General features: G+C 40.5%; 13 protein-coding genes. 12 read left to right on the top strand and 1 reads right to left on the bottom strand.

Going from position 1 to position 16,534, the window contains the following annotated elements; genetic code table 11:
- The first annotated feature begins 255 nt into the window (after positions 1-255).
- From meaB to ACFQ4X_RS15440, 10 genes are all read left to right on the top strand, one after another.
- Positions 256-1,203, top strand: coding sequence for a methylmalonyl Co-A mutase-associated GTPase MeaB (meaB, locus tag ACFQ4X_RS15485; protein ID WP_379836606.1), 948 nt, complete (start codon positions 256-258; stop codon positions 1,201-1,203).
- A 31-nt stretch (positions 1,204-1,234) separates the two neighbouring features.
- On the top strand, positions 1,235-1,858 hold the full coding sequence (locus tag ACFQ4X_RS15480) for a TetR/AcrR family transcriptional regulator (protein WP_379836604.1): 624 nt from the start codon (positions 1,235-1,237) through the stop codon (positions 1,856-1,858).
- A 15-nt stretch (positions 1,859-1,873) separates the two neighbouring features.
- On the top strand, positions 1,874-5,137 hold the full coding sequence (gene icmF / locus ACFQ4X_RS15475; RefSeq protein ID WP_379836602.1) for a fused isobutyryl-CoA mutase/GTPase IcmF: 3,264 nt from the start codon (positions 1,874-1,876) through the stop codon (positions 5,135-5,137).
- A gap of 635 nt (positions 5,138-5,772) precedes the next feature.
- Positions 5,773-6,288, top strand: a complete 516-nt coding sequence (locus ACFQ4X_RS15470; protein ID WP_379836600.1) for a hypothetical protein — start codon at positions 5,773-5,775, stop codon at positions 6,286-6,288.
- A 117-nt stretch (positions 6,289-6,405) separates the two neighbouring features.
- Entirely contained in the window at positions 6,406-7,890 is a 1,485-nt protein-coding gene (locus tag ACFQ4X_RS15465; RefSeq protein WP_379836598.1) for a spore germination protein, read from the top strand.
- A gap of 24 nt (positions 7,891-7,914) precedes the next feature.
- Entirely contained in the window at positions 7,915-9,006 is a 1,092-nt protein-coding gene (locus ACFQ4X_RS15460; protein ID WP_379836596.1) for a spore germination protein, read from the top strand.
- Positions 9,003-10,097 (top strand): Ger(x)C family spore germination protein, encoded by a 1,095-nt coding sequence (locus ACFQ4X_RS15455; RefSeq protein ID WP_379836594.1) that lies wholly within the window; start codon positions 9,003-9,005, stop codon positions 10,095-10,097. Before ACFQ4X_RS15460 ends, ACFQ4X_RS15455 begins: the two co-directional genes overlap by 4 nt.
- Positions 10,098-10,598: 501 nt before the next feature.
- Positions 10,599-11,108, top strand: a complete 510-nt coding sequence (locus tag ACFQ4X_RS15450; protein WP_379836592.1) for a CBO0543 family protein — start codon at positions 10,599-10,601, stop codon at positions 11,106-11,108.
- A 180-nt stretch (positions 11,109-11,288) separates the two neighbouring features.
- Entirely contained in the window at positions 11,289-11,813 is a 525-nt protein-coding gene (rpoE, locus tag ACFQ4X_RS15445) for a DNA-directed RNA polymerase subunit delta (protein ID WP_379837194.1), read from the top strand.
- Between the two features lie 477 nt (positions 11,814-12,290).
- Entirely contained in the window at positions 12,291-13,892 is a 1,602-nt protein-coding gene (locus tag ACFQ4X_RS15440; RefSeq protein ID WP_379836590.1) for a CTP synthase, read from the top strand.
- A 210-nt stretch (positions 13,893-14,102) separates the two neighbouring features.
- Here the strand turns inward: ACFQ4X_RS15440 and ACFQ4X_RS15435 are convergent, their stop codons facing one another.
- A complete protein-coding gene (locus tag ACFQ4X_RS15435) occupies positions 14,103-14,633 on the bottom strand; it encodes a DUF2529 family protein (protein WP_379836588.1) in 531 nt (176 codons plus the stop codon).
- 164 nt (positions 14,634-14,797) lie between these two features.
- On the opposite strand from ACFQ4X_RS15435, the gene ACFQ4X_RS15430 reads away from it, so the two are divergent.
- Positions 14,798-15,175, top strand: a complete 378-nt coding sequence (locus tag ACFQ4X_RS15430; protein WP_171978822.1) for a response regulator — start codon at positions 14,798-14,800, stop codon at positions 15,173-15,175.
- A gap of 249 nt (positions 15,176-15,424) precedes the next feature.
- Positions 15,425-16,288, top strand: a complete 864-nt coding sequence (fba, locus tag ACFQ4X_RS15425) for a class II fructose-1,6-bisphosphate aldolase (protein ID WP_379836586.1) — start codon at positions 15,425-15,427, stop codon at positions 16,286-16,288.
- Positions 16,289-16,534: the final 246 nt, after the last annotated feature.

Genomic DNA, 16,534 nt, shown 5'->3' with positions numbered 1-16,534 from the left:
CCTGCCGAGCCATCTAAAGTCGAGATGCGATTGAGGAATCTTTTGGCTGTTCATCCTCGAAATGGAGTTACTTTTAACAGAAATGTTTCTAAACAGAGTGTTGCTTACAAATAGGTTTTAAAAACACTCTTGCAGTTGATTGGAGAGGAAGGTGCGAGACTCCTGCGGGCTCACCGCACGCCCCGCGGAAAGGGAGCACCTGGAGCGGAAATCAACTACTTCCATAAGATTTTAAAATCACTTTAGGAGGAAATCATGCATCCATTAGCCAAGCGCATCCAGCAAAAAGATGAACGGGCACTTGCAAAAGCCATCACACTTGCCGAGAACAACGGAGCAGATAAACTAGAGCTTCTAAAAAGCATCTATCCGATGCAAAAAGGCGCGCACTGGATCGGCATCACCGGTTCACCCGGTACCGGAAAAAGCTCGCTCGTTAACCGTCTCATTTCCTTTCTGCGAAACAAAGGTTTGACGGTAGCGGTTGTTGCAGTGGATCCGACAAGTCCTTTTAGCGGAGGTTCCATACTTGGAGACCGTGTACGCATGGCCGATCATTTTACCGATCCGGGTGTGTTTATCCGAAGCATGGGAACCCGCGGAAGCTTAGGCGGACTGTCACGTTCTACCAAGGAAACGGTACGGCTCATGGATGCTTATGGTTTTGATGTGATTTTAATAGAAACGGTAGGAGTCGGTCAGTCTGAACTCGATATTATGAAACTCGCAGACTCTGTTGCTGTTGTTCTGAATCCGGGTAGCGGGGACGTCGTGCAGGTATTTAAAGCAGGAATCATGGAAATCGCCGATCTGTTTGTCGTGAATAAGGCGGATATGCCAGGCGTTCCAAAGTTATTAGCAGAGATTGAAGCGATGCTTGACCTTGTAAAACACGACAGCCCTTACCGGCCGCCTGTTGTTCAGACGATTTCTACTGAAAATAAAGGGTTACAAGAATTGTGGGAAGCGCTTCTTGCTCACAAGAAATATTTGATAGAGAGCGGAGAGGGAAGTATTCGAAAGCTTTCCAACCTGAAACGTGAAGTGATGGAAGTTGTTCAGCACGAGATTTTTCAGCAAGTATGGACAGATGAAAAAGAAAATGGATTCTCCTGGCTTGCCGACTTAGAACAAGGCACTACAGACCCTTATACAGCTGCAGAGCAAATCTTGCTACAACGAATTCAGCCGGCAGACAAATAGGAGAAAATGAGTGAGAAATGAGGGAGGCCATTTGGGTAAGAAAGAAGTGCCGTCGCTCGTAAAAGATGAAAAACTCATTCAAAGGCGACGCGAAGAGATGGTAAAAGCTGCGGTGTCTTTATTCAAGAAAAATGGCTTTCACCGCACAACGACCCGTGAGATCGCAAAAGCTTCTGGCTTCAGCATTGGCACACTTTACGAATATATCCGGTCTAAAGAGGATATTTTGTACCTTGTCTGCGACAGCATCTATGATGGCGTTAAGCTGAGACTGCAGCAGGATATCAACTCGGCAGACAGCGGGATTAAAGGTGTCGAGAAGGCGATCACGGCTTATTTTAAAGTGATGGACGATATGCAGGATGAAGTGCTGGTTATGTATCAGGAAGCCAAGTCATTATCTGAGGAAGCACTTCCGTATGTGCTGAAAAAAGAGCTTGAAATGACAGCGATTTTTGAAAAGTTATTATCACAGGCTGTGCTTGAGGGCGAGCTGGATTTAAACGAAAAAGAGATCCAGGCTGCTGCACATAACATTTTGATCATCGGGCAGATGTGGACGTTCAGACGATGGGCGCTTCAAAAGATGTATACCCTTGAAGAATATACAAAATTACAGCTCCAGCAGCTGCTTCATGGCATAAAAGGAGCGTAAGAAAGGATGAAAAAGATGGCTCAAACTGATATTTACCGGCCGAAAAATCCGGTTCGATTTGTAACCGCTTCCAGTCTTTTTGACGGACATGATGCTTCAATCAACATCATGCGAAGAATCATCCAGTCAAACGGATGTGAAGTTATACATCTTGGACATAACCGTTCCGTAGATGAAGTCGTAAGTGCCGCTATACAGGAGGACGTTCAAGGAATCGCGATCTCTTCTTATCAAGGCGGACACGTGGAATATTTTAAATACATGATCGATTTGCTGAAAGAGCGCGGAGCAGGCCACATTAAAGTTTTTGGCGGAGGCGGAGGCGTTATTATCCCGCCTGAGATTAAGGAGCTTCATGCTTATGGCGTAACTCGCATCTTCTCACCAGAAGACGGAAGATTGCTAGGGTTGCAGGGCATGATCAATTTTATGGTAGAAGAGTGTGACTATCCTACGGTTACTTCGTTAACAGATGAGATCGAAAAGGTAAAAGAAAAAGATGTTCGTTCTGTTTCCCGTCTGATTACACTTGCTGAGAACGCGAAGCAAGCACCTGAAGAAATTGCGGCGACTGCAGAACAGACTCTTTCAGCGTTAAAAGGATTGCAGAAGCAAGTTCCTGTTTTAGGGATCACGGGTACTGGGGGAGCGGGGAAAAGCTCGCTTACCGATGAACTTGTACGCCGTTTCTTAAACGAGTGTGAAGATAAAACAATCGCAATAATTTCAATCGACCCGACGAAACAAAAGACGGGCGGAGCTCTTTTAGGCGACAGAATCCGTATGAACGCGATCTACCATCCTCGCGTTTATATGAGATCATTGGCTACTCGCGGATCACGTTCTGAGCTTTCCGATGCGATTAAGGATGCTATCGCGGTAACAAAAGCAGCGGGCTATGACCTGATCGTTGTTGAAACGAGCGGTATTGGGCAAGGTGACGCTGGAATCTCTGAGATTTCGGATGCATCTTTATATGTAATGACAAGCGAATTCGGCGCGCCGTCGCAGCTTGAAAAAATTGATATGATCGATTACGCAGACATCATCGCGATCAATAAATTTGAGCGTAAAGGTTCTGAGGATGCTTTGCGTGATGTGAAGAAACAATATCAGCGTTCTCGCAACTGGTTTGATAAAGACTTAGATGAGATGCCTGTTTACGGTACAATCGCGAGTCAGTTTAATGACGCTGGCACGAACGTATTGTTTTATCACTTGATGAAGGTGATCGAAGAGAAGTCTGGTGTGGACTGGGGCATTCAGCCGGCAGCTGAAGCCATGACTGCAAAGAAGAACGTGATCATTCCAGGTGAGCGTGCTCAATATTTAAACGAGATCGCGCAGACTGTCCGTAAATACCATGAAACGGTGAACGAACAGGCAAAGTTTGCGCGTAAATCGTTCCAGATCAAAGGAACACTTGAAACGGTAAAAGAGTATGACGCAGCGGGCGCTGAAGTTGAAGCAGGTTTAAATAAAGCGTTAGAAAAAGTGGAAGAACAGATTTTGCCGGCAACTTCAAAAATGCTGAAGGAATGGCCAGAGCTTAAAGAAATGTACAGCAAGAAAGAGTTTGTAACGAAGATTCGCGACAAAGAAATCGTGACAGAACTGACGACGAAAAGTCTTTCAGGTCTTGATATCCCGAAAGTGGCTCTTCCTAAGTTTGAAGACTGGGGAGATATCGTAAAGTGGATCATGAAAGAGAACGTTCCTGGATCATTCCCATATACGGCAGGCGTTTTTCCTTTTAAACGTAAAGGGGAAGATCCGAAGCGCCAGTTCGCAGGGGAAGGAACACCTGAAAGAACGAACCGCCGTTTTCACTACTTGTCTAAAGACGATGATGCGAAGCGCTTAAGTACGGCGTTTGACTCTGTAACTTTATACGGTGAAGATCCGGATTACCGTCCGGACATATACGGAAAAGTCGGAGAGAGCGGAGTGAGCATCTGTACACTCGACGATATGAAAAAGCTGTATGACGGTTTTGACTTAATCGCACCTTCTACATCTGTATCCATGACGATCAACGGTCCTGCACCGATCATCCTTGCGATGTTCATGAACACAGCGATTGCTCAGCAAGTAAAAGTTTTTGCAGATGAGAATGGACGTCAGCCGAATGAAGCGGAATTCGCAGAAATTAAAGCGAAGACTCTTGCTTCTGTTCGCGGAACAGTTCAAGCAGATATTTTAAAAGAAGATCAAGGACAAAACACGTGTATCTTCTCTACTGAATTTGCTCTTCGTATGATGGGAGACATTCAGCAGTACTTTATCGATCATCAAGTGCGCAACTATTATTCTGTTTCGATTTCTGGCTATCATATTGCTGAAGCTGGTGCAAACCCGATTACACAGCTTGCGTTCACCCTTGCAAACGGCTTTACGTATGTGGAGTATTATTTGAGCCGCGGGATGGATATTAACGCATTCGCACCGAATCTTTCTTTCTTCTTTTCAAACGGACTTGATCCGGAATACAGCGTAATCGGCCGTGTGGCGAGAAGAATTTGGTCTACTGTAATGCGTGATAAATATAAAGCAAACGAACGCAGCCAAAAGCTGAAGTATCATATCCAAACTTCTGGACGTTCACTTCACGCACAGGAAATTGATTTTAACGATATCCGTACAACGCTTCAGGCGTTGATGGCGCTGTATGATAATTGTAATTCATTGCATACCAATTCTTACGATGAAGCGATCACAACACCGACAGAAGAATCTGTTCGCCGCGCGATGGCGATTCAGATGATCATCACGAAAGAACTTGGTCTTGCACGCAATGAGAATTCGCTTCAAGGTTCGTTCATTATTGAAGAATTAACTGATCTAGTAGAAGAGATGGTTCTTCAAGAGTTTGAGCGTATGAATACGAGAGGCGGCGTACTAGGTGCGATGGAGACTCAGTATCAGCGCGGAAAGATCCAGGAAGAGTCTATGTACTATGAAATGAAGAAGCATGATGGATCACTTCCTATTATCGGAGTTAACACTTACTTAAATCCGAATCCGCCATCTGAAGAAGAGTTCAATATGCAGCTGGCACGTGCTACAAAGGATGAAAAAGAACAGCAGATTACAAATCTCGCGGCTTTCCAGGAAGCGAGCAAGGATCATGCTGGTGAAGCTTTAGCCCGTTTGAAGAGTGTTGCGCTTAACGGCGGAAATATCTTTGAAGAGCTGATGAATACAGTAAAATATGCGAGTCTTGGCCAGATCACGAGTGCGCTCTATGAAGTAGGCGGAAAGTATCGTAGAAACATGTAAGCCGCACTAAACATTTATAACCATGGTCCCTTCTAAAAGAGAGGTACCATGGTTTTTATTTTTGTTCCAAATTCGTTTAGGAGGAATGATTTGAAAATGGTATTCCTATACTAACGGATGTATTTATTAATTTGACTATGTGGAGGTGCCGCCAGTATGTTTATTTATCTAGTCATTTCAATTGTACTTAGTCTTATACTCGCCGTATCCTCTTTTTATACGCGTAAACATTTGCATCCATACGAAATCGTAATGAACTGGATCTTTCCTTCTTCATTATTATTTATTTGTTCAAATATTGTAGAACTCAATGAAAAATGGATTCAAGTCGAACATGCTGCTATTTCCTTCTGGATCTTAACCTTTTATAGGCTGTTTATCATACCAGGCTTAACCCTTTGGCTAGTATTTTTTTATACTTCTAAAAGCATCAATTCTTTGAATAAATTTTTCTTTACAAGTCTTTGGTTTATGATTTTGATAGGTCTTCAATTCTTCAATAACTCTCTCGGTTTAATACACTTTAATAATTGGAATATCTTTTTTTCAATAATTGAGTGGTTTGTTATTTGGTTGTTATCAATCGGCTGTTGGGCCTCTTTTAGATTATTACTAAGAAAAGAGGCGGTCCTTAAATGAGGGCTCCTGAGGTTTTTAACAGTAATGAATGGTTTATTATCTTGGTATGTATTTTTCTCATTATAGTAGCGACCGTTTTAAAAAGAAAAATTTCTTATTCTCAAATTGCTGTTATTTTCACGTTGAATTTCTTTTTAGCAGCAAGTTTAGATCATATACTGGCAGGTCCTCCATATGACCTATACGATATTATGGACATTCCAGATTTCGAAGTGTTTGATTTTGCCATTTATATTTTTATCTACCCGCTCTCAGGATATCTGTTTGTGTATGTCTTTGAGATCTCGGACAAAAAAGGTTTCCCTGCCTTTTTTTATTTGTTAGTATCTTCACTCATTACCCTTGGGCTTGAATGGATTTCAAATCAGTTTCATGTTTTTAAACATAATGAATGGACATACTTTCATTCTTTTGCAGCATATTTTTTTGTTTATAGTGTTAATTTAGGCGTTTATTTTTGGATGAAACGAATAAACACAACCTGCGGGCAAAATGATGATGTTAAAGGTTAGGCTGAGATTCTATAATCTCAGCCTTTTTACATTTCCTTTAAATAATAGTGACTTTATAAGTAAATGATAAAACGGTAGAGAAAGACGGCTGTTAGAAAAAAGAAAGGGGATTCGGATATGAAATGGTTTAAAAAATCTTCGGACAAAGAAGAAGGTTCACTCTATAAAATCATAGAGCATTTTAAAAAGTCTGGTGATTTTATAGACTTTCACAATCCGCAATCGCCTGTACCATTTTGGATATCATACTTTGGTTCACTCGTAGATGCTGAGATTATCCATCGGGATATTCTTCCGTTTTTAAATAATTCATCAATTAAAAAACTCGAAGACCTAAAAGCAGCTTTGCCTATTGAAAACATCTTAATAACAACCGACCTTGAACTTATTCAAAAGATGATGCTAACAGGCTCATTATTAATTCGTTTTAATAAAACTGATAAACAGGGATTACTTGTTAAAGCTGAAATGAATAAAGCGCGGGAAGTTACGATACCTGAAGAAGAGTTTAGTGTCGTAGGTCCGAAAGAATCGTTTGTGGAGTCTTTAACGACCAATTTGAATTTGGTTAGAAAAAGGCTGCCCATCCCTCAATTAGAGATAAAAGAGTTCACGGTAGGCAGCCTTTCGCATACGAGGATAGCAGTGTTATATATAACAGGGATTGCAAATGAAGAAAATATTAATACAGCGCTGCAGAGGGTGGGAGATTTAAAATACCACCAAATTTTAGATAGTTCATATATTTCTCAAATGATTTCAGATAATGATAATTCCCCGTTTCCGCAGCTGATCGACACAGAACGTCCAGACCGGGTAGCAGGTGTTTTGGCTGAAGGAAGCATCGTTATTTTGGTAGATGGGTCCCCGCATGCTCTTATTGGTCCGACTACACTGGTCAAGTTCTTCTCTGCATTGGAAGATTATTTCATCAACTGGCAATTAGCCTCTGTTTTAAGAGTGATTCGTTTATTTGCTGTATCGTTCTCTATCTTAGTAACTCCTGTATATGTAGCGGTACTTAATTATCATTATGAATTAATACCAAAAGACTTAATGGCTACACTCGTTTCATCTAGAAGCTTAATTCCGCTCCCTCCATTTTTAGAAGCGTTAATATTAGAGCTTACGATTGAGCTCTTGCGTGAAGCAGGGGCAAGGCTTCCTACAAAGGTAGGGCAAACAATCGGTATCGTGGGCGGGATTGTTATCGGTACAGCTTCAGTGGAGGCTGGATTAACAAGTAACGTGCTGCTTATCATAGTTGCATTAGCTGCTTTGGCATCATTTACTACACCTGTCTACAAAATGGGCAATGCAATTCGTTTAATCCGCTTTCCTTTTCTTTTGTTTGCTGAGTTATGGGGACTTATCGGCATAGGTATAGCGTTTATTTTTTTAATGGGACATCTGCTTCGCTTAACGTCTTTTGGCCGGCCTTATCTAGAGCCCATTTATCCTCCGCGATTAGAGGATTTAAAGGACGCTTTTGTCCGTCTTCCATTTAAGATGCAAGATAAAAGACCCATTGAACTGCAATCGCCTGATACGATCATGTTTTCTAAAAAGAAGGCTAATGAGAGCAAGGATATCGATGAATAAATTTTGACAAGGAGAAGACTATTTATGAAAGTACCGGTTAAAGAGCAATACCTGATCAATCCATCATTAGTCTTTTTCATTGTTCATAGCATGCAAATTGGGGTTGGGGTACTTGGATTCCAGCGGTATGTGGCGATTTATACGGAACAAGACTCCTGGATTACAGTTTTGATAGCAGGTGCAACCATTCACATTGTGATTTGGCTGATGTACAAAATGCTGAATAAAGAGCAGGGAGATATCATCTCCATCCATGAAAATGCGTTCGGCAAGTGGATGGGGGGTATGCTATCTTTTCTTTTTATGTTGTATTTAATTGCATTAGGGATCACCATCCTTCGTACTTTTATAGAAGTCCTGCAAGTGTGGATGTTCCCGTTAATGAAAACGTGGACGTTCTCTCTCGTATATTTAATTGCCATTTATTACATCATTTCTGGTGGATTCCGTACAGTAGTCGGTGCATGTTTCCTGGGAGTTGTAGTTCCGTTTTATCTTATATTTACTTTTTTGGCGCCGCTTGAATTTGCAAATTTCAGGAATCTGCTTCCCGTATTCGATCATTCCATTAAAGAAATTCTTTCTTCTTTTAAAACAATGACCTTGAGTTATTTAGGTTTTGAACTTCTTTTAGTGTACTATCCTTTTATTAAAAAGCCGGAAACCTCTCAAAAATGGGCACATTATGGCAATCTTTTTACAGTCTTCGTATATCTATATTTAATGTTGATCTCCCTTGTTTACTTTACCCCTGATCACTTAAAAAGAACGATATGGGCCACTTTAACAATGTGGAAAATCATTAAGTTTCCCTTTGTTGAGCGGTTTGAATATATCGGCATCGCCTCATGGGTCGTCGTTATATTTCCTAACCTTTGTTTAGCATTTTGGGCCGCTAGCCGGACAGCAAAGCGGCTATTCAATGTGAAGCAAAAAAAGGTGCTCATCGCCATTTTGACGATTACTTTAGTTGTTAACACGTTACTCAGAGATCGGGCATCGATTGACCTGTTAAACAGCTGGGTTTCAAAAATCGGTCTTTACTTTATATATGGGTATATACCACTCCTTTTTGTCTGTTCTTCTCTTTTAAGTAAAGTGAGGAAAAAAACATGAAAAAAAAGATTATCATGACTCTGCTGGTGTTTATTGTTGTCTCGTATTTCGGAAGAATTGAGAAAGAGATCATCGATGAGCTGGAAGTGTCTACTGCAGTAGGTTTTGACTCTAAAGGCAAGAACAAGATTGAAGCTACTGCAGTAATGCCTCGTATTATGCCGGATAAAACGATATCGAATAAGACTATTTCTACTGTAGGAAATTTAAGTAAGGAAGCTTTAAGTAATGTAAACCATAAATCACACAAGCCGGTAGGGAACGGTAAGTTGGAAGTCGCTCTCTATAGTAAAGAGGTTGCGGAATTAGGAATCCAAGATTTTATTGATACCTTTCATCGGGATCCAAGCGTTGGTTCAAGGCTGCTTTTAACGGTTGTAGATGGTGAAGTAAAAGAGATGCTTCAAAAAAAGTTCGAGGAGTATGACACAGGCAGTTATATCCAAAGACAGCTAAACCATAACATGAATCTTGGTTTGATCCCTACTTCAAACCTGCACCTTTTTTTATCTGCTTATTATACAAAAGGAATGGATCCGGTATTGCCCCTAATTAATCTAAAAGGTGAGGAGATCAATATAAAAGGACTTGCTCTGTTTAAGGGAACGAAAATGGTTGATTCAATTCCTTATCGAAATATGTTCGTTTTTAAATCGCTGTATGAAAATATAAAAATGGCAGGGTATAAGTTGAAAACAAAGGAGAAGGGGGAGACCGAATACTTTTCGATCCAAGGCATCAGTACAAGAAAAGAGTTTGACGTCAGAAATATTCACACTGCTCCCGAAATCACCCTTCATTTAAAGATAAAGGGTTATATCCGTGAATATACAGGGGAAGGAGTAACAGCAAAAACGGTAGAAAAGGCAGAAAAATTGATGGAAGATAAGATAAATAAAGAAGCAGAAATGCTCATAAAAAAGTTCCAAAGAAAGAGTATCGATCCGTTAGCATTTGGAGAGCAAGCAAGAAGCCGTACAAGACACTGGGATGAAAAGAAATGGGATCAGCAATACAAAAATATGAAAGTGAATGTAAAAGTTGATGTGATGATTTCGGAGATCGGTGTTGTAGATGGATTGGAACTGTAAGGATAGTCGGTAAAGACCCTGCAGGTGGCAGGGTCTTTAATTGATTTGATTCTTTATTTCAAGCGGAAGATTAGTTTTGATTAAATGAAATACCCCAATCAGCAGCAAACTGACTAAAGGATATGTAGGGATGGAATATATCAAATTCCAATTACGATAGGTCAGGGCACCGTCCATTCTAAACTTTGAGTATTTGAAATTGTAATCCATCCTAAATCTAAACATAAAAGGGCAGAAAGATTTTGCACGGGAATACCGCAAAAAAGAAATAAGCCGTGATCTCTTGAATATGTAATTCTTTCTTACCGAAAATGAAAAAAAGAAAAACACCGTTAAATTTAAAAGGATAAAAATACTCAAAATCATAAATGCAAATCCTCTTGTTGGAAAAGTTCTTACTAGTATCAGTAATTTTTTTGGAAATTATGTTGAAAATAGTAAGGAATCATTCGATAGCAGAACAAAAGTGAATGGAAAAAGAATGTGAGGTGAAAACAACATATGAACATATTGATTGCAGGAATCGCGTTAATCATTGGATGGAAATGGGGGGACTGGAGAAACTGGGAGAAGTATTACCCGACAATCCTTTTTATGATCATAGGCAATTTTTTATACAATATCCTTACATACAATCATCCCATGTGGCTCTATGAAGAAGCATTGCTGCCAAATCATACATTGATTGAAATGGTTCACTCATTTGTTGTTTTCCCTGTAACAGTACTTGTTTTTCTGCCGCATTTTCCTGAAAATAACCTTTTTAAAAAAATCTTATATATTTTACGATGGGTAGCTATTTTTATTTCTGCCGAGTGGATTTTATCAAAATTAGAGCTCTTCTCCTATCATAATGGATGGAGTATCGGTTGGTCCGTTTTATTTAATATAGGAATGTTCATCTTGTTAAGAATTCATTATAAAAGGCCGTTAATGGCGTGGATTATTTCAGTATTTGTTGTTCTATTTTTAATGCTATATTTTGATGTTCCTATTTATAAAATGAGATAATAGTCATCTCCTATTTATATTGGATACTGTTAAAAGAGGATAAATTTGAAAAAAGATAGATTACTACTGGCATAACCTTATAGGATTTGTTTATAATGAAGAGTATGATTCTTCTAGAGAATGAGCAAAATGTGTTGATATAAATGAGTGTGGAGAAGGAAAGGAAGTGCCGATGTGGCTATGTTGAACACGTATACGAAAGAGCAAGTCGTTGAAATGTCTATGGTCGAAATCGCATTTGAAATTTTGCAGAATGAAAAACAGCCTATTCAATTCTACGATTTAGTTAAGCAGATCGCAGAAGTTAAAGGTTTGTCTAAAACTGCAGTTGAAAACCGAATTGCGTATTTTTACACGGATATGAATATCGATGGACGCTTCGTTTCATTGGGCGATAATAAATGGGGATTAAAAACGTGGTACCCAGTTGAGAGCTCTGAGGAAGAACTAGGTGCTACCAACAAACCTACAAAACGTAAAAAAGCATCTGAAGATGACTATGACTTTGAAGAGGACTTCGATGATGAAGATTTCGATGAGTTAGAAGTAGAAGATGAGTTCGTTGAAGAAGACGATGATCTTGCAGATGATGATGACGACGATGATGAAGATGAAGAATTAGAATTCGATGAAGATGATGAAGAATTCGAAGATGATGACGAAGAAGACGAAGACCTCGCTGATGAGGAAGAGGAAAATCTTTAAGTCATAAGAACCGGTGCCTGAGAGGTGCCGGTTTTTTTTAAGCAAGAGAAAGTTGGGGTCTGTCATATATATGTGACTAAATGTGGATTGAGGAGCAAAACTCGTGGATTAAAGGCCAAAACTTTTGGATTCACCACCAAAATTCGTGGATACATCGGTTGAATTTATGGATTGACGGAGGCTGGTGCAGTATTTAAATTCATTTTTTCTTAAAAAATGATTCCTTCTTAGCATCTTGACACGAGCTTGCGAGTCCGGTAATATTCTTTTTGGGCTATTCCTGTATCTTTTTTTATAAAAGACTAATTATATACGATCACAAAGCAAAAGTGCCCCCTAACCATAGGGGAAGTGTCTTTTGCTTTTTATTTTTTACACGGATTGGACGGTGCTTGTACAAAAATACAAGCCTCTCCCGATAGTAGAAAAATGGTTTAAAGCACATACTTAATTTAGAAAATTTAGGGGGATTGAATCATGGCAAAATATATTTTTGTTACAGGCGGGGTTGTTTCTTCATTAGGAAAAGGGATTACGGCGGCTTCATTGGGCCGATTATTAAAAAATCGCGGAGTGAAAGTTACGACTCAAAAATTCGATCCGTACATTAACGTGGACCCTGGAACGATGAGTCCTTATCAGCATGGTGAAGTATTCGTAACAGATGATGGCGCTGAAACGGATTTGGACTTAGGTCACTATGAGCGTTTTATCGATATTAACTTAAATAAATACAGCTCTGTTACGACAGGGAAAATCTATTCTACTGTTCTTCGCAAAGAGCGCCGCGGCGAGTATCTTGGCGGAACGGTTCAGGTTATCCCGCATATCACAAATGAGATCAAAGAACGTGTTTTCCGTGCTGGCCGTGAAACAAACGCAGATGTAGTTATTACTGAAATCGGGGGAACAGTTGGGGACATCGAGAGCTTGCCGTTCCTTGAAGCGATTCGCCAGATTAAAAGCGATGTCGGTTCTGAAAACGTCATGTACATCCACTGTACGCTCATTCCTTATATTCGTGCAGCGGGCGAGCTGAAAACAAAGCCGACACAGCACAGTGTAAAAGAGCTTCGCAGTCTTGGTATCCAGCCAAACATTATTGTTGTTCGTACGGAAATGCCGGTTCCTCAAGAGATGAAAGAGAAGATCGGATTATTCTGTGACATCGACCCTAAAGCGGTAATCGAAGCAAGAGACGCTGATACTTTATACCAGGTGCCGATTGATCTTCAAGAACAAAAGATGGACGAGCTTGTTTGCAAGCATCTTAAGCTTGAAACGCATGAGCCGGATATGGCGGAGTGGAAAGAGCTGATTAACCGAGTAACGAACCTTAAAGGAAAAGTGAAGATCGCATTAGTCGGAAAATATGTAGCACTTCAAGATGCGTATATTTCTGTTGTTGAAGCGATGCGTCACGCAGGTTACCAATTCGATACGGATATTGACATCGACTGGATCAACTCTGAGATGGTTACACCTGAAAATGTAAACGACCTTTTAAAGGACGCTGACGGTATTTTAGTACCTGGCGGATTCGGTGACAGAGGGGTAGAAGGGAAGATCTTAGCTACTCAATTTGCTCGTGAAAACAAAGTTCCGTTCTTAGGAATCTGCTTAGGCATGCAGCTTGCGTCTGTTGAATTTGCCCGTAACGTTCTTGGACTTGAAGGAGCTCATTCTGCAGAACTTATGCCTGAAACACCGTTCCCGGTAATCGATTTGCTTCCTGAACAAAAGGACATAGAAGATCTAGGGGGAACACTTCGTCTTGGATTGTATCCTTGTAAAATTAAAGAGGATACAAAAGCGTTCGCTGCTTATAATGACGAAGTAGTATACGAAAGACACCGTCACCGCTACGAGTTCAACAATGAATACCGTGAGCAGATGGAGAAGGCAGGATTTATCTTCTCAGGAACATCTCCTGACGGAAGACTTGTTGAGATCATCGAGCTAGAAGATCACCCATGGTTTGTTGCGTCTCAGTTCCACCCTGAATTCACATCAAGACCAACAAGACCACAAGCACTATTCCGTGACTTTATTGGTGCGGTAACACAGTTAAAGAACTAATTAGATGAATGATATGCCGGCAGTTTCCTTTTCGTTGAGGGGGCTGCCGGTTTTTTGTGGTATTGCTGTACATGTCAGGCGGACATTTTCATCCACTTTTTATGTGATTATCTCTATTTTTTATGTGATCGTGTTTTTTGGACCACTAGAATTACTCACCAAAGCTACTTTTTTAACATGAAAAAGCCTGGCACAAAGCCAGGCTTAACCTTATTCCTCATCATATTCTTCTAAAATTTCTTCGGTTGTTAAAAAGAGTGCGTAATAAGCGAATAAAGCCGTTAATCCGGACGGAAATCCTATACGGGATCCATCGTCGAGCGGCACTAAACCGCGAACTGCTTTTGTATCAATCACGATATCTGCCGTCGTCTCTAAATCTGCTTCTTTTCTGCGTCCGCCCATCAAAATAACATGGCAATCTGAACTTTCTTTTACTTTTTTACTGAACGCAACAGTTTCTTCGTCATCTAAGAATCGGGAAGCCACAACAACACTATCAACCGGCAGCAGCCCGTCTAAACTATCATCCATAAACGCTGCACCGCGCCGGAATTTATTTTCACCAAACAGCGCCTCGCTCACAACAGCTTCCATTTCGCCAAATCCCTTAAAATAAACAGTCCCTTCAGACAAAATCGTGTGTGCCAGCAGACGGGAACTCTCCTCGATCGATTGTTCTTCTTTATCGGATATGGCTTTTAATAATCCTGAAACTTGTGTTGAAAATATTTTAAGCATCAAATGTACTCCCTTAATGATTTTCAATTCATCGCAAAATAGTTCTTTAGTTTAGTATACTGAATTTAACATGACATTTCATGGATGGGCAGCAGGAAATTCTTTGGATATATAGAAATTAATACAGACAAATGTTTTGCAAATGAACTCAGATGAGGTGAGCAATAATGAGCGGGAAAATATTAATTGTAGACGATCAATATGGCATTAGAATTCTTTTAAATGAAATTTTTCAAAAAGAAGGTTACAAGACGTATCAGGCTGCTAATGGTGTACAAGCTCTTTCTATTGTGGAGAAGGACCGCCCTGATCTTGTTATTTTAGATATGAAAATTCCAGGAATGGATGGACTGGAGATTCTTCGGCGTGTTAAGAAGCATGACGAAACGATCCAAGTTATCATTATGACAGCTTATGGTGAGCTGGACATGATTCATGAAGCCATGAAACTGGGAGCAATCACTCATTTTGCAAAACCGTTCGACATTGATGAGATCCGCGCTGCGGTCAGGAAAGAACTTCCATTGAATACTCCTTCATAAGAAAAAACTTTAAAAGCCTGGCAGGTCGGCAATGGTAGCGTTTACACCTCGAAAACGTTGATGTGTTGCGGTTTTCGGGCGATATTGGTATGCTATACTAGAATGGAAATGAGCATTATGAAATGTTTAGCAAGACGCCATGAAAGGTAAACTATAATGGCTTCTTTTTGCTGTTTGGACATTTCAGCAATATACAATACAAAACGTAGTTGGTCTGCTCGTGCCAATATCCAAAGGAGGACATGTAACATGCCTTTAGTTTCAATGAAGGAAATGCTTGAAAAAGCAAAAGCGGAAAATTATGCAGTTGGTCAATTCAACTTGAACAACCTTGAGTTCACTCAAGCTATACTTAAAGCTGCACAAGAAGAGAATTCTCCAGTAATTCTTGGTGTATCTGAAGGTGCTGCTCGTTATATGGGTGGATTTAAGCTTACTGTTGCTATGGTAAAAGCACTTATGGAAGAGTACAAAGTAACTGTTCCTGTAGCGATTCACTTAGACCATGGTTCAAGCTTTGAGAAGTGTGCAGAAGCAATTCATGCAGGTTTCACATCTGTCATGATCGATGGTTCTCATCATCCTTTAGAAGAAAACATTGCGTTAACGAAAAAAGTGGTTGAGCTTGCTCACATCCACGGTGTTTCTGTTGAGGCAGAACTTGGCCGTATCGGTGGACAAGAAGACGATCTAATCGTTGACGATGCTGAAGCTGCATACGCTGTTCCATCTGAATGTGATCAGCTTGTTCGTGAAACAGGAGTTGACTGTTTCGCACCTGCACTTGGTTCTGTTCACGGACCATACAAAGGTGAGCCTAACCTTGGATTCGACCGCATGAAAGAAGTTATGGAACTAACTGGTGTACCTCTAGTTCTTCACGGTGGTACTGGTATTCCGACAAAAGATATCCAACAAGCGATCTCTTTAGGAACTGCTAAAATCAACGTTAACACTGAAAATCAAATTGCTTCACATAAAGCTGTTAAAGAATATATCGGAGCTAACCCTGACAAGTACGATCCACGTAAATACTTGACTGCAGCTCGTGATGCGATTCAATCAACAGTAGCAGGAAAAATGCGTGAGTTCGGATCTTCCAACAAAGCGTAAATTTCTGGTCAAAATATACTAATATGAACCTTTCTTTGAAACCGCCTATACATCATAGGCGGTTTCATTTACACTATAATAGTGTGTAACGTGACAGGCCGAACAGCCGACAAATTAGTAGTTGAATTGTTTCTGTGACAGTCATCGTTGATAAGTTAATTGGAGTGGAAGGTGCGAGACTCCTGCGGGTGCAGCGGGACAGGTGAGACCCCACAGGCGCTATGTGCCGAGGAGGCTCAGCGCACG

It is taken from the genome of Fictibacillus halophilus (genome assembly GCF_042680145.1).
In the GTDB taxonomy this organism is placed as follows: Bacteria; Bacillota; Bacilli; order Bacillales; family Fictibacillaceae; genus Fictibacillus; species Fictibacillus halophilus_A.
This window is presented reverse-complemented; position numbering and strand designations above follow the sequence as displayed.